Origin of the sequence: Mixta calida (assembly GCF_002953215.1) — a bacterium.
Classification (GTDB): domain Bacteria; phylum Pseudomonadota; class Gammaproteobacteria; order Enterobacterales; family Enterobacteriaceae; genus Mixta; species Mixta calida.
In genome coordinates this window covers 2695702-2713649 of the sequence record NZ_CP026378.1, presented here as the reverse complement: position 1 = coordinate 2713649, position 17948 = coordinate 2695702, and the positions used below count along the sequence as shown (strand labels likewise).

The window sequence follows — 17948 nt, the reverse complement described above, 5'->3', positions numbered from 1 at the left end:
GGGGTTTGTTGACAGACAGTCATTGATAGAAATAAATGTATATACAACACATGACAACTGGAAGAACAGACTGTGCAACTGCTCCCTACCGATACGATCTGGCGGAATGTCAGACTGGCGACCCTCGACCCCGAACGGCCTGAGCCTTACGGCATGCTCGACCATCACGATCTCATTTTGCGCGGCGATCGAATCCTGGCGCTGACGGCATGTGGAGAAGCATCCGGCGGCACCGTTCACGATGCAGGCGGACGTCTGGTTACGCCCGGGCTTATTGACTGCCATACTCATCTGGTTTTTGGCGGCAACCGCGCTGCTGAATGGGAGCAGCGCTTAAACGGCGAGTCCTATCAGGCGATCAGCGCGCGCGGCGGCGGCATTAACGCGACGGTGCAGGCAACCCGCTCAGCGTCGGAAGAGCAGCTGCTGAGGCTTGCCGCCGCTCGGCTGCAACGTCTGCTTGAGGAAGGCGTCACCACTATCGAAATAAAATCCGGTTACGGCCTGTCAACAGAGAGCGAAGCGAAAATGCTGCGCGTTGCGCGGCAGCTGGCGCAAAACTTTCCGATAGAAGTCAGCGCAACCTTGCTGGCAGCCCATACCACACCCGCCGAATATCAAAATGACAAGGATGGCTATATCACGCTGATTTGTGAAACGCTGCTGCCGCAGCTCTGGCAGGAAGGACTGTTCGAAGCGGTAGATGTCTTTTGTGAAAGCGTCGGCTTCAGCCCGCAGCAATGCGAACGGGTATTTGCAGCGGCGCGGCGTTACGGCATTCCGGTTAAAGGTCATGTCGAACAGCTGTCGTTGTTGGATGGCGCGCAGCTGGTGAGCCGCTATCAGGGGCTTTCGGCCGATCATATTGAGTATCTCGATGAAGAAGGGGTAAAAGCGATGCGCGCCAGCGGTACGGTGGCGGTGCTGTTACCCGGCGCCTGGTATTTTTTGAAGGAAAGCCAGCGGCCACCGGTCGAGCTGCTGCGCCAGCATGGTGTGCCAATAGCGGTGGCGACCGACTACAACCCCGGCACCAGCCCCTTCGCCAGCCTGCATCTGGCGATGAATATGGCCTGCGTTCAGTTCGGCCTGACGCCGGAAGAGGCCTGGGCGGGCGTGACGCGTCATGCGGCGCGGGCGCTGGGGCGTGAGCCGTCGCACGGCCAGCTGAAGGCTGGCTTTATGGCCGATTTCTGTCTCTGGGACGCGGAGCAGCCGGTGGAAATGGTCTATGAACCTGGCCGCAGCCCGCTTTATGCCAGAGTTTATCGTGGGCAGGTCACCCACGGGAGCGCATCATGAAACAGTGGCGGGCAGTTTCGCACGATATCTGGCAGGGACGCGACGATACCGCCGAAGCGGCCAATGCGCTGCGTCTGTTTCAGACCGTCGCCCGCTGCGCTGATTTTGCGCCTCAACAGGCTGAAGGCAGCATCGCGCTGTTGGGGTTCGCATGCGACGAAGGGGTAAAGCGCAATCGCGGAAGGCCGGGCGCCGCTGAGGCGCCAGATGTTCTGCGACAGGCGTTAGCGAATATGGCCAGCCACGCGGGACACCGCGAACTGACCGATCTGGGCAATATCGTTATATCAGGCAATCGGCTGGAAGAGGCGCAGCAGGCGCTGCGCGACGCGGTGCTGACCTGCCAGCAGGCGGGAAAACGTACGCTGGTGCTGGGCGGCGGACATGAAACCGCTTACGGTCACGGGCTGGGCGTGCTGGATGCCTTTCCACAGAAAAAAGTCGGGATTATCAACCTGGACGCGCATCTTGATCTGCGGCACGCGCCGCATGCCACCTCAGGCACACCCTTTCGTCAGCTGGCGCACTACTGTGAAACGCAGCAGCGTGATTTCCACTATGGCTGTTTTGGCTTAAGCCTGGCTGCTAATACCCAGGCGCTGCTTGATGAAACGGCGAAGCGCAACGTGACGATTGTGGAAGACTTGCGCTGCCTGAACGAGCCCGATGCCGCTCTCGCCGCGCTGCATCGCTTTATGGCGGAGCTGGAGGTGATCTATCTGACGGTCGATCTGGACGTGCTGCCAGCCTCGCAAATGCCAGCCGTTTCCGCACCCGCCGCGCTCGGCGTTCCCGCTGCCATGCTGATGCGCATGATTGAGCCGATTTGCCGCAGCGGCAAGCTGCGGGCAGCGGATCTGGTGGAGTTCAATCCCGCCTGCGATCGGGATAAACAGGGCGCCAGCCTGGCGGCACGTATTGCCTGGCAGATTACCCACTGGTGGGGATAAATTGCTGAATAATGGCCTGAATTGGGTATACTTAGACCACCCGGTTAAGCCATCGTAAGGAACGCCCGCATGTTTTCGCCCCGCGCCCGCTCAGCCGCCGTCAGTGCGCCCGTGCCGTTTTACGAAAAGGTAAAACAGGCTATCAGTCATAAGATCAGCGCTGGTGAATGGCGTCCGCACGATCGCATCCCTTCTGAAGCCGAGCTGGTCGCCCAGTTCGGCTTCAGCCGTATGACCATTAACCGCGCGCTGCGCGAGCTGACCGACGAAGGCTGGCTGGTGCGTTTACAGGGCGTCGGCACCTTTGTGGCGGAGCCTAAAGGCCAGTCTGCGCTGTTCGAAATCCGTAGCATCGCCGACGAGATTGCCGCGCGCAGGCACCGGCATCACTGCGAGGTCCTGACGCTGGAAAAAACAGATGCGAGCGTCCAGCTGGCGACGGCGCTGGGCGTTGAGGAAGGCACGTCGATCTTTCACTCGGTTATCATCCATTTTGAAAACGATATTCCGGTGCAGATAGAAGATCGCTGCGTAAATGCTGCGGTAGCGCCGGACTATCTTCAGCAGGATTTTTCCCGCACCACGCCGCACGCTTATCTTTCGCTGGTCGCGCCGCTGACCGAAGGAGAGCATATTGTGGAAGCGGTACGCGCAACACCTGAGGAGCGCGCGCTATTGCAGATTGAAGAGGGTGAACCCTGCCTGCTCATCAATCGTCGTACCTGGTCAACACAGCATATCGTTTCCTTTGCCCGCCTGCTTTTTCCTGGCTCTCGCTACCGTTTACAGGGTCATTTTATGTCGTGATCATGAGGATTATCATGATGTAAAAAATATGTGAATGCGTGACAGCGAACGCAAATTCAGGCAAAAATCATTTTTAGCTTAATCACTGATTTTAAAGAAAAATTCACCGGTTTCGCAAAGCAGCCTATTATTTCACTAAGCTAATACACTGATATTTAAGGGTTTGTATTGTGTACAAATTGTTAAGTCAGCATTTGCTCATATTTGTATATACAAGTATATATGTTTGCAGTCGCCTCACGGCATGGCCGTTGGGATAGGACGATTTAACGTAAACCTTCAGGAGTAGAGTGCGATGTCGCAAAGCAAATACCGCAACCAGGAAATCCGCGCGCCACGCGGAACCACGTTGAATGCCAAAAGCTGGCTGACCGAAGCCCCGCTGCGCATGTTGATGAATAATCTTGATCCAGACGTGGCGGAAAATCCGCACGAACTGGTGGTGTACGGCGGTATCGGCCGCGCGGCGCGTAACTGGGAATGCTTTGACGCTATTGTCGCCACGCTAAAAGAACTGGAGCATGACGAAACGCTGCTGGTGCAGTCAGGTAAGCCGGTCGGCGTATTTAAAACGCACGATAACGCGCCGCGCGTATTGATCGCCAATTCTAACCTGGTGCCGCACTGGGCGACCTGGGAACATTTCAACGAGCTGGATGCGCAAGGTCTGGCAATGTACGGCCAGATGACCGCCGGCAGCTGGATCTATATCGGCAGCCAGGGCATCGTTCAGGGCACCTATGAAACCTTCGTGGAGGCAGGACGCCAGCACTATAACGGCGATCTGAAGGGCCGCTGGGTGCTGACCGCGGGGCTTGGCGGCATGGGCGGCGCGCAGCCTTTAGCGGCGACGCTCGCCGGCGCCTGTTCGCTGAACATTGAATGCCAGCAGAGCCGCATCGATTTTCGTCTGCGTACCCGTTACGTCGACGAACAGGCCACCTCCCTTGATGACGCGCTTGCCCGCATCAAAAAATATACCGCTGAAGGGCGCGCGGTATCCGTGGCGCTGTGCGGTAACGCGGCGGAGATCCTGCCTGAGCTGGTCAAACGCGGCGTACGCCCGGATATGGTCACCGACCAGACCAGCGCGCACGATCCGCTGCACGGCTACCTGCCGCTCGGCTGGCAATGGGAAGAATATCAGCGCAAGGCCGAAACCGAGCCTCAGCAGGTCATCGAGGCGGCGAAACGCGCCATGGCCGATCACGTTCGCGCAATGCTGGCGTTTAAAGAGATGGGCATCCCGACTTTTGACTACGGCAATAATATTCGTCAGATGGCGAAAGAAATGGGCGTTGAAAACGCGTTCGATTTTCCAGGTTTCGTCCCTGCCTATATTCGCCCGTTGTTCTGTCGGGGCATTGGTCCGTTCCGCTGGGTGGCGCTCTCCGGCGATCCGCAGGATATCTACAAAACTGACGCCAAAGTTAAAGCGCTGATTAAAGATGACAAACATTTGCATCACTGGCTCGATATGGCGCGTGAACGCATTAGCTTTCAGGGGCTGCCGGCGCGTATCTGCTGGGTAGGGCTGGAGTGGCGTCAAAAACTGGGGCTGGCTTTTAACGAGATGGTGCGCAACGGCGAGGTTTCCGCGCCGATCGTGATTGGCCGCGATCATCTGGACTCCGGCTCGGTGGCAAGCCCTAACCGTGAAACGGAAGCGATGCGCGACGGTTCCGACGCGGTATCGGACTGGCCGCTGCTGAACGCGCTGCTCAATACCGCCGGCGGTGCAACCTGGGTTTCGCTGCACCACGGCGGCGGCGTGGGAATGGGCTTTTCACAACATGCCGGTATGGTGATTGTCTGCGACGGCACCGATGAAGCGGCGGCGCGTATTGCACGCGTACTGCATAACGATCCGGCCACGGGCGTAATGCGCCATGCCGATGCCGGTTATGACATTGCCATTAACTGTGCGGCAGAGCAGGGGCTTAACCTGCCGATGGTCCCAGCTACCCAGGAGAAACGCTGATATGAACCTGATACTGACTCCCGGTACGCTTACGCTGGCTCAGCTGCGTGAGGTTTACAGCCATCCGGTGACGCTGACGTTGGATGAAAGCGCCATTCCGGCAATTAATAACAGCGTGGCATGCGTTAACGCTATTCTTGCCGAAGGGCGCACCGCCTATGGCATTAACACCGGCTTTGGACTGCTGGCTCAGACACGTATCGCCGCCGAAGAACTGGAAGACTTACAGCGTTCTCTGGTGCTGTCCCATGCGGCCGGCATCGGCGAGCCGCTGGACGATAATCTGGTGCGCCTGATGATGGTACTGAAAATCAACAGCCTGGCGCGCGGCTTTTCCGGCATACGCCTGAGCGTGATTCAGGCGCTGATGGCGCTGGTCAACGCGCAGGTCTGCCCGTTTATACCTGCTAAAGGCTCCGTTGGCGCATCGGGCGATCTGGCGCCGCTGGCGCATATGTCATTAACGCTACTGGGCGAAGGCAAAGCGCGCTATCAGGGCGAATGGCTGCCCGCGGCGGAAGCATTAAAACGCGCCGGACTGGCACCGATTACGCTGGCAGCCAAAGAGGGGCTGGCGCTGCTCAACGGCACTCAGACCTCTACCGCTTTTGCGCTGCGCGGGCTGTTCGAGGCGGAAGATCTCTTTGCCTCCGCAGTAGTTTGCGGCGCGTTGACCACCGAAGCGGTACTGGGTTCGCGTCGGCCCTTTGATGCCCGCATTCACGACGCGCGCGGTCAGCGCGGACAAATCGATACGGCGGCGCTTTTCCGCCATCTGCTGACCGACAGCAGCGATATCGCCAGCTCGCATAAAAACTGCGACAAAGTGCAGGATCCTTACTCGCTGCGCTGTCAGCCGCAGGTGATGGGCGCCTGTCTGACGCAAATTCGCCAGGCGGCAGAGGTGTTGCTGACCGAATCTAACGCCGTTTCCGATAATCCGCTGGTGTTTGCCGACGAGAATGATGTGATCTCCGGCGGCAACTTCCACGCCGAACCGGTGGCGATGGCGGCGGATAATCTTGCGCTGGCGATTGCGGAAATCGGTTCGCTTTCCGAGCGACGCATCGCGCTGATGATGGATAAGCATATGTCGCAGCTGCCGCCGTTCCTGGTGAAAAATGGCGGCGTAAATTCCGGCTTTATGATCGCGCAGGTGACTGCTGCGGCGCTCGCCAGCGAGAACAAAGCGCTGGCGCATCCGCACAGCGTCGACAGCCTGCCGACTTCCGCCAATCAGGAGGATCACGTTTCCATGGCACCGGCCGCCGGGCGCCGCCTGTGGGAGATGACCGCCAATACCCGTGGCGTAGTCGCGATAGAGTGGCTCGCCGCCTGTCAAGGCATCGACCTGCGCGAAGGGCTAAAGACCAGCCCGCTGCTGGAAAAAGCGCGCAATATTCTGCGCGAGCGCGTGGCGCACTACCGCCGCGACCGCTTTTTCGCGCCGGATATTGAAGCCGCCGTCGAACTACTCTCTGCCCGTCAGCTGACGGCGCTGCTGCCTGCCGTCCTGCCCAGTTATCGGTAACTGTTGTTCTCTGTACCCTGCCGGGGGTTAATCCCCCGGTGTCCCACGCATATTCGCAGTCATATAACTCTTATCAGGACCTGATATGCAACAACACAAACCACACCTGCTGCGCGGGCTTAACGCGCGTCATATCCGCTTTATCGCTCTCGGCTCCGCTATAGGCACCGGGCTATTCTATGGCTCCGCCGCCGCTATCCAGGCTGCCGGTCCCGCCGTACTGCTGGCCTACCTGGCTGGCGGCGCAGCGGTATTTATTGTAATGCGCGCGCTTGGCGAAATGGCGGTGCGCAGTCCGGTTTCCGGATCGTTCGGCAGCTACGCGCGCCACTATCTCGGCCCCCTGGCGGGTTTTATCACCGGCTGGACCTATACCTTCGAAATGATCATTGTCTGCCTGGCGGACGTGACCGCGTTCGGCATCTATATGGGACTCTGGTATCCGGATGTGCCGCGCTGGATATGGGTACTGAGCATCATCTTTTTTATCGGCTCGCTGAATTTGTGCCACGTGCGGGTGTTTGGCGAAATGGAATTCTGGCTGTCGCTGATTAAAGTGGCGGCGATTATCGCCATGATAGCGGCGGGCGCGGGCGTGATTTTCTTTGGCTTCGGCCACAGCTTCCCGGCGACTGGCGTAGAGAATCTCTGGACGCACGGCGGCTTCGCGCCGGCAGGTTTCGGCGGGGTGATCGCGTCGCTGGGTATCGTGATGTTCGCCTTTGGCGGCATCGAAATTATCGGCATTACGGCGGCAGAGGCGCGCGATCCGGAGAAGGTGATCCCGCAGGCGATTAACACCATTCCGCTGCGCATTATTCTGTTTTATGTCTGCACATTATTTATCCTGATGGCGATTTTCCCCTGGAGCAGCATCGGTCAGCAGGGCAGTCCGTTCGTACTGATTTTTGAAGGGCTGGGGATGCAGGGCGCGGCCAGCGTGCTGAATATCATTGTAATTAGCGCCACGGTTTCCGCTATCAACAGCGATATTTTCGGCGCCGGACGCATGATGTATGGCATGGCGAGCGAAGGCATGGCGCCGAACTGTTTTCTGCGTATCGCGCGTAACGGCGTACCGTGGATGACGGTAGTGGTCATGGCGGTCGCGCTGCTGGGCGCGGTGGTGCTTAATTATCTGATCCCGGAGCAGGTGTTTGTATTGATCGCCTCGCTGGCCGCTTTCGCCACGCTCTGGGTATGGCTGATGATCTTACTCTCCCATTTCGCTATGCGTCGTAGCCTGACGGAACAAGAACGCGCCGACATTCGTTTCCCTGTGCCGTTCTGGCCTGTTGCGCCCGTGATCACGCTGCTGTTTATGCTGCTGGTGATCGGCGTGCTGGGCGCGGTGGCAGAAACGCGAATGGCTCTGATTGTCGGGTTGTTCTGGCTGGCAGGTCTGACGCTGATCTACTTTTGGCGTGTCAAAAAACGGGCGGGCGCGATGGCGTTAGAACAGCCAAAGAGCTAAGACGGGAAGCCTGCCGGCTGCCGTTTTCAGCAGCTAAAAACAAAGTTTCAGATTGATTCATCAGCGGCCTACGCCAAACTCTTTGGCGTGGGCCTTTATTTATCAAAATGAGGTAAGCCCGTAGTGCAATAGCCTGTTAAACCCCGCCCATAATGGGCGGTAATATTTAGCATAAATAACCTAATGGCTTAAAAAATCTGGCAACAAAAATTAATGTAAAAGAAATTAAAAACACAATAATGGTATTGATAACAGGGTCGACGAGCGACCTGCCATGTAAAATAAAACCATTGTTTTTTAGTGTTAAGTAGGCCAGCCAGTGCACAAAGTAAATGCCAAAAGAACAATTACCAGGCTTGTGTGTTAATTTTGCAGAAAAACTTGGCAGGAATGAAAAGTAGATTGACATTATGCTATTAAATAATGCGAACGATGAGATGAATACCAATATAGTAGTGTAGCCATAGAAAAACTCGTTAGGGGTGGCAAGCTTATCTGATACTGATAAATTCAATCTGCGTTACCTCTCAGGCACTGGATAGATGGTCAGGAGAACGAACCTTACTTTCAACATGTTGTTGGCGGCTTACGTCGCATAGCGGCCAGAAGCCTGGCTAATGAAATGGGAATAATATTGCCGTCGGGTGTGCATGAAATTGGCATCAGAGAAGCGTCAACCATTAATGAACAACTACAGTTTCCTCTTATTGGTGAGCGCTGCTATTATGGCGAGGCGCTTTAAAAAATATCGTCTTTATTTTATATCGGATTTGTCTGGCAGGCGTGGTGGGATTGATTTTAATAGCTGCCAATGCCATACTGTTGCGCTGGAAAATACCCGAAAATGTTGAGATTATTTATATCTATTGTTGGCATGAAAAAATTCGGTAATAATTTAATCCAAGATGATTAACATTGTAACGATTTTATCGCCGTCGTTGCGTAATATTTTCCATAAACCGGAAATGACCTAAAATTAACAATAAACTCTGTTATACTTATGTACCGTAAATAACCTTGCTTGAGGGACAGCTATGTATAAACGTTATTTCGGTGTGGCGATCGCGGCAGTCATGCTGACCGGATGTAGTTCCAGCATTACCTTGCCGGGCGGCGGCAAAAACGAAACGATCCATGCCACTTATCAGTGTGATGATGGTCAGTCGTTGGATGTCACCTACTATAATCAGGAGCCGAACAGGCTGGCAGTAGTAAAAAAAGGGCCGCAGCCGACCATCGTTATGGCGAATGTCATTGCCGGCAGCGGCGCGAAATATGTGGGCAACGCCTATGAGTGGTGGACGAAGGGCAACAGCGGCACCTTCACTCAGCTGATGGGCAATAAAGCCACCGAGTGTAAAAGCGCGCGCTAAGCGTTGCGACGGGCGCCTGCCACAGGCGCACCATAACAGGAGCACCAGCAGCGATTACGGCTGTCGCTACGTTAAGATGAAAGTGGTGTTCCTGTTCTGTTCTGAAAAAGCGCGCCATGGTTTGCCCTCATGATGGTTATCGCTCTGCTACGATCCAATAAGCGATAAAATCTGGAGGCTTTATGAACAAACGTATCCTTTTTGCCATCCTTGCGGTCGCCTTCTTTACAGGCGCCATCTTGCGCTGGTCATCGGGCGGAACGGCATTTGGTCTGATGTTTCTGTTTTTAGCGGCGGCGGCGGCCTGGTTCAGCTTCAAATCCCGCGGAAAATAAATGGCGGCCGCCATTTCAGCGTAGTTGTAGTGATTTAGCGCGGCGCCAGGCTTTTAAAAGAGAATAAACCGGTTGCGCTGCGTTATTTATCGACGTTTCTTTACTTTCGATAAGGCCGTAATTCTCGCGCAATAGCTCAATCCGTCGTGTTTTTAGCAGGGCGGGGTGGACGTTTCTTTACAATGAATGGCGTGGCGGAAAAAAATCTCTTTTTGTTTTGCAGGCTTAGGCGTGCAGAAAGATTTGAAAATAAAGCTTGCGCTCAACGGGCTTCCATGAGTAAATGGCGCATCGGTTTGGAAGACAGACCTTATGAAAGCAGTTTTAGTAAAGCAGTCCTCATTTAAAGCGTTATCTCAGATACCCCTTCTTCGTGAGCCTCTTCTAAGTGCCCAATAAGTATTCTCTGCAATACAGACCTTTTATGCCACACAAGCTGGCTCCTCAATAAAGAAGGAAGTATCTATGTCTAATAAAATGACTGGTTTAGTAAAATGGTTCAACGCTGAAAAAGGCTTCGGTTTTATCTCTCCTGAAGACGGCAGCAAAGATGTATTCGTACATTTCTCTGCTATCCAGAGCAACGATTTCAAAACCCTTGATGAAGGTCAGAAAGTGCAGTTCTCTGTTGAGAACGGCGCGAAAGGCCCTTCAGCAACTAACGTTGTTGCGCTGTAAGACGCCTTCGTCTTAATCCCCTTCCGATAGCGATGACGGTAATACCTGAGCAGTGAAGGTGAAGCGTTAAGGCAATGACGACAGCGTGACCTCAAATACGGTGGATAATGCATTTGCCGGTTTGAAAGAAAAAGCCCACTTCGGTGGGCTTTTTTTATGCCTGCAAAAGGGTGAGTTTCGTCAACTGTGACATCAGCGGCAAGAGAAACATTTGTCCATCGGACAGGTGCGGCGACAGCCTATACTCATAAAGCCCCTGTCGGGCTACTGGAGGTTATGATGTCAGAGCGTCCTGATGCAGTCGATCCGCTGGAAGATGATGAGCCGGTACCGCAAACGCCTGATGAGATCGCAGACGATGACGGTGTCGATCCGCTGGAAGATGAGGATGAAGACGACCCGGACCCAAGCCAGGTCATCTAACCAAAAAAAACCGCCCCAAAGGGCGGTTTTTTATTGGGCTGAGGCTTATTCCGCCACCAGCCACATATCCGCTTCGTCAAACATCTCTTCAACGATGCGGATAATAATCGATTTGTCGCTTTTGCTGGCATCGCTTTCGATAGCGTTACGCTGCATCGCTTTGGCTTTCACCTCGGCATCCGGGAAAGTGCGATGAATACGTTTTTGCAGCTCTTCCAGAATAAGTTCGTGCGCGCCAGGCAAGCCGGCAACATTGCGCTTGTCATAAATGAGTTCAACAAACATGGGTAGCAATCCTCTTGATTCCGCACCGCGTGAAGCGCCAGCTATCATACTGGATAAGTAAACAGTATCAAATGCATTTTTCACGCCTTACGATAAGAAAATCACGCTTTCTCCTCTTTCCGTATTGTCCTATACAGACAGAAGCTATCTGATGTTAGTGTCGGCTACACAAACAGAGGGAGAAGAATGATGAAAAATCTCGTTATCGATATTTTAATGAAGTTGGCAAAAATGGATGTGGAAGCCAAGGAGATCACCGCGCAGGTTGAGGCGCAGTCGCTGTTGATTGCAGCGCTGCTGCTGACGGCGGGAAAAGAGGGCTCAGACGACATTGAAACCAATATCAATAATGCCATTGTCGCCGCCACCCACGCCTCGTCAGATGTGGTGCAGTCGGATGTCGATCTGCTGCTGACCCATATCAACCGGTTGCTGGCGGTAACGCGTTACGTTGATGAAGCCTCTGCGCCGACGCAGCAGAAAATGTAATACGGTAGTCAGGTTCTGTCCGCCACTCGACGCGGAGACAGGCCGCGTTGAGCGGCCTGTCGCTGTCGCGCAGAAGCGATTAACGGACTACAGTTGGTTTTTCTCGCAAAATGCTTCCCATGTCATGCCCAGCGCGGCGGCATGCTCTTTGAGATAGCATTCGATCGCCTGCATCGCTATTTCTTTATCCGGCTCCGCCAGCTGGATGGAAAACAGAATCGCATCCTGGTTTCTGGCACGAAGAAACGAGGCGTAAAGCCTGTCCGCCTGCATGCTGCGGTACTGCGGCAGCGACATATTCATTGCGTCCGCGTCTTCCTGTTTCAAATCATCCAGCGCCGCCTGAAAATCAGGATGAGCGGATAAAAACATCGAGCGGGCGATCGCGTAATATTCCTGGGGCGTTTTCATGAAAGTGACCTGTGAATCAAAATGGCTTTAAGTGTAACCTGACATGGCCCGACTGTCAGGAAAGGGCCGCTTGATTGCAGGAATGTTGTCCAGACGGCGAGAGATCGGAGGATACTGCTTCATGTTCACGCGCTGAGGGGCCTAAGCATCTTGCGCAGCCCAGGGGAAAATTATAACGTAGCCGCCATTGAACGAAGGTTAGGGAGCCAGAATGAAAAAGTGGATGCTGTTGGGCGCGCTGGCGCTGACGGGCTGTGCGCAGATTACTCAATACCAGCAGGCGGTGAAAACGCCGGCGCCGGCCAGCCTACAGGGTTACTGGCAAACTACCGGCCCGCAACGCGGCCTGATCAGCGACCGGGCGTTGGGCAGCCTGATTATTACCGCGCAGGGCGACACGCTGGACTGTCGTCAATGGCAGCGGGTGATTGCCAAGCCGGGCAAGCTGACGCTGCTGGATGGGCAATACGTCAACGTCAATAAACAGCTGCGTGTGATGCCGCTGGAGCTGGATGGCGACGAGCTGCACTACGACAAGCTGACGTTGAAAAAAGTGGATCAGCCTACGCTGGAATGCCAGCAGGCGCTGGAACAAATGCGTGCGCAGCCGGATGCGACGGTTATCCAAAATATCGAGCCGCAAAATATGCGCGCCGTTTTCGCTGAGCAACCGTCGACCCAGACGCAGCAGTAAGTTCACATCATGACGCGCCCTGGCGCGTCATGGCTTTTTCGCTGCTCGCTTTCCTTTATCCGTCTTCATAGCCGAACTTTTCCTTATCCGGGCTTCGTTATTGATCCCTTTACCAGTAGCGCTCTGCTTGCCGCCTCCCTGCGCCTTATGCTTCCAGCGTATCCGCTTTTACCCAGACGCTGACGCTGCCCGCGTTGCAATAAAACAGCGCGCCGCCGCTCTCATCCAGCGTAACCTCCTCCTGGCGATGACCGAGATAGTCGTGCCAGGCGCTCCCCGCGAACGTTGCGCCCAGTGTAACCTGTTTTTCGCCATCGTCGCCGTTGGAGAGCACCACCACGCAGCCCGGATGCTCCGCCGTACCGCTGCGGCTGAAGGCGATACAGTTAACGTGATCGAAATAGTCGGTCTGCGCCCCGTGCGCATAGCGCTGTCGTGCGCGGATCAGCGCTTCCAGTTCCGCCACTGCCGGCATCTCAACGGTGTACTGCTCGCCCGTGTCGCCGTCATCCTGATAGCGGGCGCCGAACAGGTCAGGGTAGAACACGGTCGGCACGCCCTGTTCGCGCAGCAGAATCAGCGCGTAGGCCAGCGGTTTGAACCACGGCTCTACCGGCGCCTCCAGCGATTGCAGCGGCTGCGTATCATGGTTAGCTACCAGCGTCACCGCATGAAAAGGATCGCGTTCCGTCAGGGTGGCGTTAAAGATGGTGCGCAGATCGTAATCCGCGCCCCGCGTCGAGGCGTGATGAAAGTTAAGCTGCAGCGGGGCGTCGAACAGCTGCGTTTTATGGTCGACCTGATGCAGATAGCGCAGCAGCTTTTCCACATCGTGCGACCAGTATTCAGCGACGATAAACATCGGCTGCGGCGCCACCTCTTCGATATGCGTAATCCACTGCTTATAGAACCATGCCGGGATATGTTTGACCGCATCCAGGCGAAAGCCGGTGCAGGGCAGTTCATTCATTATCCAGCGCGCCCAGTACTTTAACTCTTCGGCCACCGCGCGATTGCGAAAGTCGGTATTGGCGCCCATCAGGTAATCAAAATTGCCCAGCTCATCGTCGACCTGCTCGCTCCAGCCGTCGTCGGTATAGTCGTTGATAATCTTGAAGATGCCGTTTTCGTCGGGATTTTCGATATGGTCGACGCCGCTAAAGCATTTATAGTCCCAGATAAAGCGGGAATATTTCCCGGCGCGCGCCGGAAAGGTGAAACGGGTCCAGGCTTCTGCTTCAATCGCTTCGCCGTCGATCTCATCCCGGTTATCGGGATTGACCCGATTAACCCGAATACGCTCTTTTTCGTCGGCGCCCATTTTATGGTTCAGCACCACATCCAGCAGTACGCCGAGGTTATGGCTGCGCAAGGTCTCTACGGCCTTCAGCAGCTGCTGTTTATCGCCATATTTGGTAGCGCGGGCGCCTTTTTGATCGAATTCGCCCAGGTCGAAGAGGTCGTAGGCGTCATAGCCTGGCGAGCAGGCGCCCGATTCGCCTTTATAGCAGGGCGGAAGCCAGACAGACGTGATGCCGATATCCGCCAGCCAGGCGGCGCGCTCGGCCGCTTCCGGCCACAGCTGGCCGCCGTCCGGGTAGTACCAGTGGAAAAACTGCAGTAGCGTGGGGTTGTGCATTTCCTTGCTCCATTTCTCACCCGTTGAACAGCAAGTATGGATGAGCGGAAGCGTAGCGGGTGGGGAGAGCGGAAATTTTCCGCGTCCCCGCCTTAAAGCCGAAAACTAACTGTCGGAAGGGTAGAGAATATTGCCGGAAAAACGTCCGTAGGCGGAAGTGATATTTTGTTGCTGACTACCCTGATTTACCAGCGTACGCAGCTCGTCCATGCGGTTGGCAAGCAGGCTTTTAATCAGGGTTTCGTTATCCAGCAGCTGCCGCAGCAGCGGCCGGATCTGCGCCTGCGCCGCGGCGGGCAGGGCGGCGGCGTCCACGGCGTGCGAGATGCTCTCCACCGCTTGCAGGTAGCCGACCTCATGGCCGATCAGCGCATCCCACTGGCCCTGTTTCGCCAGCGAGAGCATGGTATTGCTAAGCATCAGCAGCTGCTGATAGCGGCGAAGCACATCAAGGTTATCTGACATGGTCAGGCGTCCTGCGCGGCGTTGGCGTTAGGTCCGATCTCTTTCCAGGCGTCGGCGATATTAGTCAGCAATCTTTCCACCTCTTCAATAGCAGCGAGATCGTTATTCAGGTTGGCCTGTAGCAGACGACGCGTCATATATTCATACAGATCGTCGAGGTTGCCGGCAATTTCGCCGCCGGCCTCATGGTTGAGGCCAGCGCGCAGACCGTTGTTAATGATATTGATCGCTTTAGAGAGCGCCTGGCCTTTGCCGGGAATATCACCCTGTTCCATCAAAATGGTGGCTTTCTTCATCGCGCTCAGCGCGCCGTCAAAGAGTAAAACCACCAGCTGATGCGGGCTGGCGCTCATCACGGCACTTTCCACACCGACCTGCGCGTAGGCCTGAATTCCCGATTTAGCGTACATGTTTAATCCTCGAATTAGCTCATTGCAGCAAACTGCTGCGTCAGGTAGTTCCCGGTTTGCGTCATGGAAGAGACCAGCGAGCTCAGGCTGGTGAACTGTGCCTTATAGCGCGCCATCGTCGCGGAGATCTGGGTATTCACCTGATCGTACTGCGTTGAAAGACGCTTCAGCGTGCTGTTAATGCCGTCTTCGGCTTTCTGCAGAGAGCCGTCGGACGCCAGAATAGACTCCAGCAGATTGCTGGCCTGCGTCGCGAAGCCGGTGGTTTTGCCGTCGCCGGACAGGAAATTCACTACGCTGGTCGATTTCTCATTTAGCGCCTTGTTCAGCTTGTCGCTGTCTACCGTCAGCTTGCCGTTAAGATCCTGGGTTACGCCAATCTGCGACAGCAGCGAGATGTCGCCGCCGCTCTGCGATGACGACAGCACCGAGCGCAGGCGCGTCTGGATATTGCGCAGCGTGCCGTCGCCCAGCAGATCGCCGTTGCTGGTATCCTGAGTGTCACTGCCTTGATCAACCGCAGTATATTTAGTCTGGTTAGCGATGGTGGTTTGCAGTGAGTTATAGGCGTCAACGTAGGCCTGCACCGCATCGATCATCGGCTGGTTATCTTTTTCGACCGTCAGCGTTTCCGGGCTACCAACGTTAGTTTTCGTCAGGTTCAGCGTCACGCCTTCCGGCGCATCGGTAATAGTGTTGCTGCTGCGCGTAATCGCCACGCCGTTGATCGTCAGCTGGGCGTCGGCGGCGGCGACCTGTTCGGTCATACCGTTAGAAGAAGCCGTCTTGTCATAGCCGATGTACTGCGCCAGCGCGCTGTCGTTCGTGGTGACCGTCATTTCATTAGCGATGCCGGTATCGCGCGAGGTCAGCGACAGATAATAGGTGTTGTCATCAGACTTAATAATGCTGGCGGTGACGCTGCCCTGCTGTTTGTTAATCGCATCGCGGATATCCGCCAGGCTGGTCTGATCCTGGGTCAGCGTCACGGTCATTGGCGTGGTCTGCCCGCTCTGCGCAATAGTGATGGTGCGCGAGGCCAGCGAGCTGTCGCCCAGGTCCGTATCTTTGCTGGGGGCGGATTTAGATAGCAGCGACTGCGCTTTAGCCAGATTGCTGACTTCGATTGAATAGTTGCCCGCCGTCGCGTTGTTAGCCAGCGTCGCGCTAAAGGCGGTATTGGTGCTGGTGACTTTCGTCGATGCGATGTCGGAGGTTTTTTTTAGCGCATTGGCCGCAGTCTGCAACTTTGACAGCGACGTCTGCACAACGCCCCACGCGGTGAGCTTCGCTTTATAAGAGGCCTGCTGCGTGGTGATCGGCGTAAGGCGCGTTCTTTCTGACGTCTCCAGGCTGTCATACAACGATTGCAGATCGAGACTGGTACCCGCACCGAGAGAGCTAATCGTGGCCATGTTGTAATCCTTTGTTGGTTGACTATCACTGGGGTGGGTATCGGCAGCGTCCGACAAAAGATTAGCCCTGATGGAAAAAATCAATGGCGAGATAAAAAGCCCTTCTTTATTGCAGTTCCGGCTTTTGCCCTTTTATGATTTTCCAAAAAAAATTTCCTAAAGGTTGGTTTAGGGGTGTCGATAATGAGGTTGACGGTGATAAAGCCGCTTTACAGATGCCTGAATCTGAACCAATTTTTTTGAAGGAAATCTATCATGGCAGTTATTAATACTAACACTCTGTCGCTGACTACTCAGAACAACCTGAGCAAATCTCAGTCTTCTCTGGGCTCCGCGATCGAGCGCCTGTCCTCTGGTCTGCGTATCAACAGCGCGAAAGATGACGCAGCAGGTCAGGCAATCGCTAACCGCTTCACCTCCAACATCAACGGCCTGAGCGTGGCGGCACGTAACGCCAACGACGGTATCTCTCTGGCGCAGACCGCTGAAGGCGCGCTGAGCGAAATCAACAACAACCTGCAGCGCGTACGTGACCTGACCGTTCAGGCGCAGAACAGCTCCAACTCTGCTTCTGACATCGACTCCATCCAGTCTGAAGTTAACCAGCGTATGGAAGAGATCAGCCGCGTAACTGCCCAGACCGACTTCAACGGCATCAAAGTCCTGAGCAACGCCGCTAATAAGAACTTCAGCTTCCAGGTTGGCGCAAAAGACGGCGAGAAGATTGATATCCAGGTTTCTGCAGCTTCCGGCTGGGATATGGCAAGTACTATCGCAACGGACGGTAAATCAACCCTGAATACGGCTTCAACCGACAGCGCCAGCATTAAAATCAACGGCAACGCGCGTACTGTTAAGGCAGAAGGCTTTGACGTTCTGCTGGGCAAAATCAACGCCAGCGGTGGTATTGCAACTACGGGCGTCGGCGTGAATGCTAGTGGAGCGATTACAGGTACAGCCAAGCCGCTGGAAGCGATCGATGCTGCCATCAAGTCTGTCGACTCTCAGCGCAGCCTGCTGGGTGCGTCTCAGAACCGTTTTGAATCCACCATCACCAACCTGAACAATACGACAAACAACCTGTCCGCAGCGCGCAGCCGTATTCAGGATTCTGACTACGCGACGGAAGTGTCCAATATGTCCCGCGCGCAGATCCTGCAGCAGGCTGGCAGTTCTGTGCTGGCGCAGGCCAACCAGGTTCCGCAGACCATGCTGTCCCTGCTGCGTTAATCGTTCTCCGTTTACGTTGTTATCAACGCCCTCGTACGAGGGCGTTTTTTTACCGC

Annotated in this window: 19 protein-coding genes; 13 read left to right on the top strand and 6 right to left on the bottom strand. The window is 55.2% G+C overall.

Annotated features, from left to right (window positions below; all coding sequences use genetic code 11):
• The first annotated feature begins 72 nt into the window (after positions 1 to 72).
• The 10 genes from hutI to C2E16_RS20860 all read left to right on the top strand — a co-directional run bounded on the left by hutI (position 73) and on the right by C2E16_RS20860 (position 10854).
• Positions 73 to 1302, top strand: coding sequence for an imidazolonepropionase (gene hutI / locus C2E16_RS12970; protein ID WP_084970443.1), 1230 nt, complete (start codon positions 73 to 75; stop codon positions 1300 to 1302).
• Positions 1299 to 2252 carry a formimidoylglutamase gene (gene hutG, locus C2E16_RS12965; protein ID WP_084970444.1) on the top strand — a complete coding sequence of 318 codons (954 nt, stop codon included), beginning with the start codon at positions 1299 to 1301 and terminating at the stop codon, positions 2250 to 2252. Before hutI ends, hutG begins: the two co-directional genes overlap by 4 nt.
• 69 nt (positions 2253 to 2321) lie before the next feature.
• Positions 2322 to 3059, top strand: a complete 738-nt coding sequence (locus C2E16_RS12960; protein ID WP_084970445.1) for a histidine utilization repressor — start codon at positions 2322 to 2324, stop codon at positions 3057 to 3059.
• 295 nt (positions 3060 to 3354) lie between these two features.
• Entirely contained in the window at positions 3355 to 5040 is a 1686-nt protein-coding gene (gene hutU, locus C2E16_RS12955) for a urocanate hydratase (RefSeq protein WP_038625459.1), read from the top strand.
• 1 nt (position 5041) lies between these two features.
• The gene (gene hutH, locus C2E16_RS12950) at positions 5042 to 6571 is read left to right on the top strand and encodes a histidine ammonia-lyase (protein WP_084970446.1); all 1530 of its coding nucleotides are present in this window, start codon (positions 5042 to 5044) and stop codon (positions 6569 to 6571) included.
• Positions 6572 to 6656: 85 nt separating this feature from the next.
• Positions 6657 to 8045, top strand: a complete 1389-nt coding sequence (locus C2E16_RS12945) for an amino acid permease (RefSeq protein WP_038625463.1) — start codon at positions 6657 to 6659, stop codon at positions 8043 to 8045.
• A gap of 1034 nt (positions 8046 to 9079) precedes the next feature.
• Positions 9080 to 9418: an MliC family protein gene (locus tag C2E16_RS12940; RefSeq protein ID WP_084970447.1), complete on the top strand. Its 339-nt coding sequence runs from the start codon at positions 9080 to 9082 to the stop codon at positions 9416 to 9418.
• A gap of 182 nt (positions 9419 to 9600) precedes the next feature.
• Complete coding sequence (locus C2E16_RS20865; RefSeq protein WP_156462401.1) at positions 9601 to 9753, top strand: hypothetical protein; 153 nt, start codon at positions 9601 to 9603, stop codon at positions 9751 to 9753.
• Positions 9754 to 10218: 465 nt separating this feature from the next.
• Positions 10219 to 10431 (top strand): transcription antiterminator/RNA stability regulator CspE, encoded by a 213-nt coding sequence (gene cspE / locus C2E16_RS12935; protein WP_038625465.1) that lies wholly within the window; start codon positions 10219 to 10221, stop codon positions 10429 to 10431.
• Between the two features lie 279 nt (positions 10432 to 10710).
• Entirely contained in the window at positions 10711 to 10854 is a 144-nt protein-coding gene (locus C2E16_RS20860) for a hypothetical protein (protein ID WP_167401671.1), read from the top strand.
• Between the two features lie 45 nt (positions 10855 to 10899).
• Here C2E16_RS20860 and C2E16_RS12930 read toward each other — a convergent pair whose 3' ends face one another.
• Positions 10900 to 11139 carry a DinI-like family protein gene (locus C2E16_RS12930; protein ID WP_038625468.1) on the bottom strand — a complete coding sequence of 80 codons (240 nt, stop codon included), beginning with the start codon at positions 11137 to 11139 and terminating at the stop codon, positions 10900 to 10902.
• Positions 11140 to 11328: 189 nt separating this feature from the next.
• Here C2E16_RS12930 and iraP point away from each other — a divergent pair, with 189 nt between their 5' ends.
• Positions 11329 to 11628, top strand: coding sequence for an anti-adapter protein IraP (gene iraP / locus C2E16_RS12925; protein ID WP_038625470.1), 300 nt, complete (start codon positions 11329 to 11331; stop codon positions 11626 to 11628).
• 87 nt (positions 11629 to 11715) lie between these two features.
• On the opposite strand, the gene C2E16_RS12920 is transcribed toward iraP, so the two are convergent.
• Positions 11716 to 12039, bottom strand: a complete 324-nt coding sequence (locus tag C2E16_RS12920) for a DUF6388 family protein (protein ID WP_038625472.1) — start codon at positions 12037 to 12039, stop codon at positions 11716 to 11718.
• A 211-nt stretch (positions 12040 to 12250) separates the two neighbouring features.
• On the opposite strand from C2E16_RS12920, the gene yedD reads away from it, so the two are divergent.
• Complete coding sequence (gene yedD, locus C2E16_RS12915; protein WP_084970448.1) at positions 12251 to 12733, top strand: lipoprotein YedD; 483 nt, start codon at positions 12251 to 12253, stop codon at positions 12731 to 12733.
• 145 nt (positions 12734 to 12878) lie between these two features.
• On the opposite strand, the gene amyA is transcribed toward yedD, so the two are convergent.
• From amyA to fliD, 4 genes are all read right to left on the bottom strand, one after another.
• Positions 12879 to 14372 (bottom strand): alpha-amylase, encoded by a 1494-nt coding sequence (gene amyA / locus C2E16_RS12910; protein ID WP_084970449.1) that lies wholly within the window; start codon positions 14370 to 14372, stop codon positions 12879 to 12881.
• Between the two features lie 105 nt (positions 14373 to 14477).
• Positions 14478 to 14837: a flagella biosynthesis regulatory protein FliT gene (gene fliT / locus C2E16_RS12905; RefSeq protein ID WP_038625477.1), complete on the bottom strand. Its 360-nt coding sequence runs from the start codon at positions 14835 to 14837 to the stop codon at positions 14478 to 14480.
• Positions 14838 to 14839: 2 nt separating this feature from the next.
• A complete protein-coding gene (gene fliS / locus C2E16_RS12900; RefSeq protein WP_038625479.1) occupies positions 14840 to 15247 on the bottom strand; it encodes a flagellar export chaperone FliS in 408 nt (135 codons plus the stop codon).
• A 14-nt stretch (positions 15248 to 15261) separates the two neighbouring features.
• Positions 15262 to 16662, bottom strand: coding sequence for a flagellar filament capping protein FliD (gene fliD / locus C2E16_RS12895; RefSeq protein WP_038625481.1), 1401 nt, complete (start codon positions 16660 to 16662; stop codon positions 15262 to 15264).
• A 255-nt stretch (positions 16663 to 16917) separates the two neighbouring features.
• Between fliD and C2E16_RS12890 the strand changes: the two genes are divergently transcribed.
• Positions 16918 to 17892: a flagellin N-terminal helical domain-containing protein gene (locus tag C2E16_RS12890; protein ID WP_038625482.1), complete on the top strand. Its 975-nt coding sequence runs from the start codon at positions 16918 to 16920 to the stop codon at positions 17890 to 17892.
• The last annotated feature ends 56 nt before the right edge of the window (positions 17893 to 17948 follow it).

Bases quoted from the DNA above. Each gene is read 5' to 3' on its own strand.
- C2E16_RS12945 (WP_038625463.1), top strand. From the start codon at position 6,657: ATGCAACAACACAAACCACACCTGCTGCGCGGGCTTAACGCGCGTCAT.
- iraP (WP_038625470.1), top strand. From the start codon at position 11,329: ATGAAAAATCTCGTTATCGATATTTTAATGAAGTTGGCAAAAATGGAT.
- C2E16_RS12930 (WP_038625468.1), bottom strand. From the start codon at position 11,139: ATGTTTGTTGAACTCATTTATGACAAGCGCAATGTTGCCGGCTTGCCT.
- fliD (WP_038625481.1), bottom strand. From the start codon at position 16,662: ATGGCCACGATTAGCTCTCTCGGTGCGGGTACCAGTCTCGATCTGCAA.
- cspE (WP_038625465.1), top strand. From the start codon at position 10,219: ATGTCTAATAAAATGACTGGTTTAGTAAAATGGTTCAACGCTGAAAAA.
- C2E16_RS12960 (WP_084970445.1), top strand. From the start codon at position 2,322: ATGTTTTCGCCCCGCGCCCGCTCAGCCGCCGTCAGTGCGCCCGTGCCG.
- C2E16_RS20865 (WP_156462401.1), top strand. From the start codon at position 9,601: ATGAACAAACGTATCCTTTTTGCCATCCTTGCGGTCGCCTTCTTTACA.
- C2E16_RS20860 (WP_167401671.1), top strand. From the start codon at position 10,711: ATGTCAGAGCGTCCTGATGCAGTCGATCCGCTGGAAGATGATGAGCCG.
- yedD (WP_084970448.1), top strand. From the start codon at position 12,251: ATGAAAAAGTGGATGCTGTTGGGCGCGCTGGCGCTGACGGGCTGTGCG.
- hutH (WP_084970446.1), top strand. From the start codon at position 5,042: ATGAACCTGATACTGACTCCCGGTACGCTTACGCTGGCTCAGCTGCGT.
- C2E16_RS12940 (WP_084970447.1), top strand. From the start codon at position 9,080: ATGTATAAACGTTATTTCGGTGTGGCGATCGCGGCAGTCATGCTGACC.
- C2E16_RS12890 (WP_038625482.1), top strand. From the start codon at position 16,918: ATGGCAGTTATTAATACTAACACTCTGTCGCTGACTACTCAGAACAAC.
- hutU (WP_038625459.1), top strand. From the start codon at position 3,355: ATGTCGCAAAGCAAATACCGCAACCAGGAAATCCGCGCGCCACGCGGA.
- amyA (WP_084970449.1), bottom strand. From the start codon at position 14,372: ATGCACAACCCCACGCTACTGCAGTTTTTCCACTGGTACTACCCGGAC.
- C2E16_RS12920 (WP_038625472.1), bottom strand. From the start codon at position 12,039: ATGAAAACGCCCCAGGAATATTACGCGATCGCCCGCTCGATGTTTTTA.
- fliS (WP_038625479.1), bottom strand. From the start codon at position 15,247: ATGTACGCTAAATCGGGAATTCAGGCCTACGCGCAGGTCGGTGTGGAA.
- hutG (WP_084970444.1), top strand. From the start codon at position 1,299: ATGAAACAGTGGCGGGCAGTTTCGCACGATATCTGGCAGGGACGCGAC.
- fliT (WP_038625477.1), bottom strand. From the start codon at position 14,837: ATGTCAGATAACCTTGATGTGCTTCGCCGCTATCAGCAGCTGCTGATG.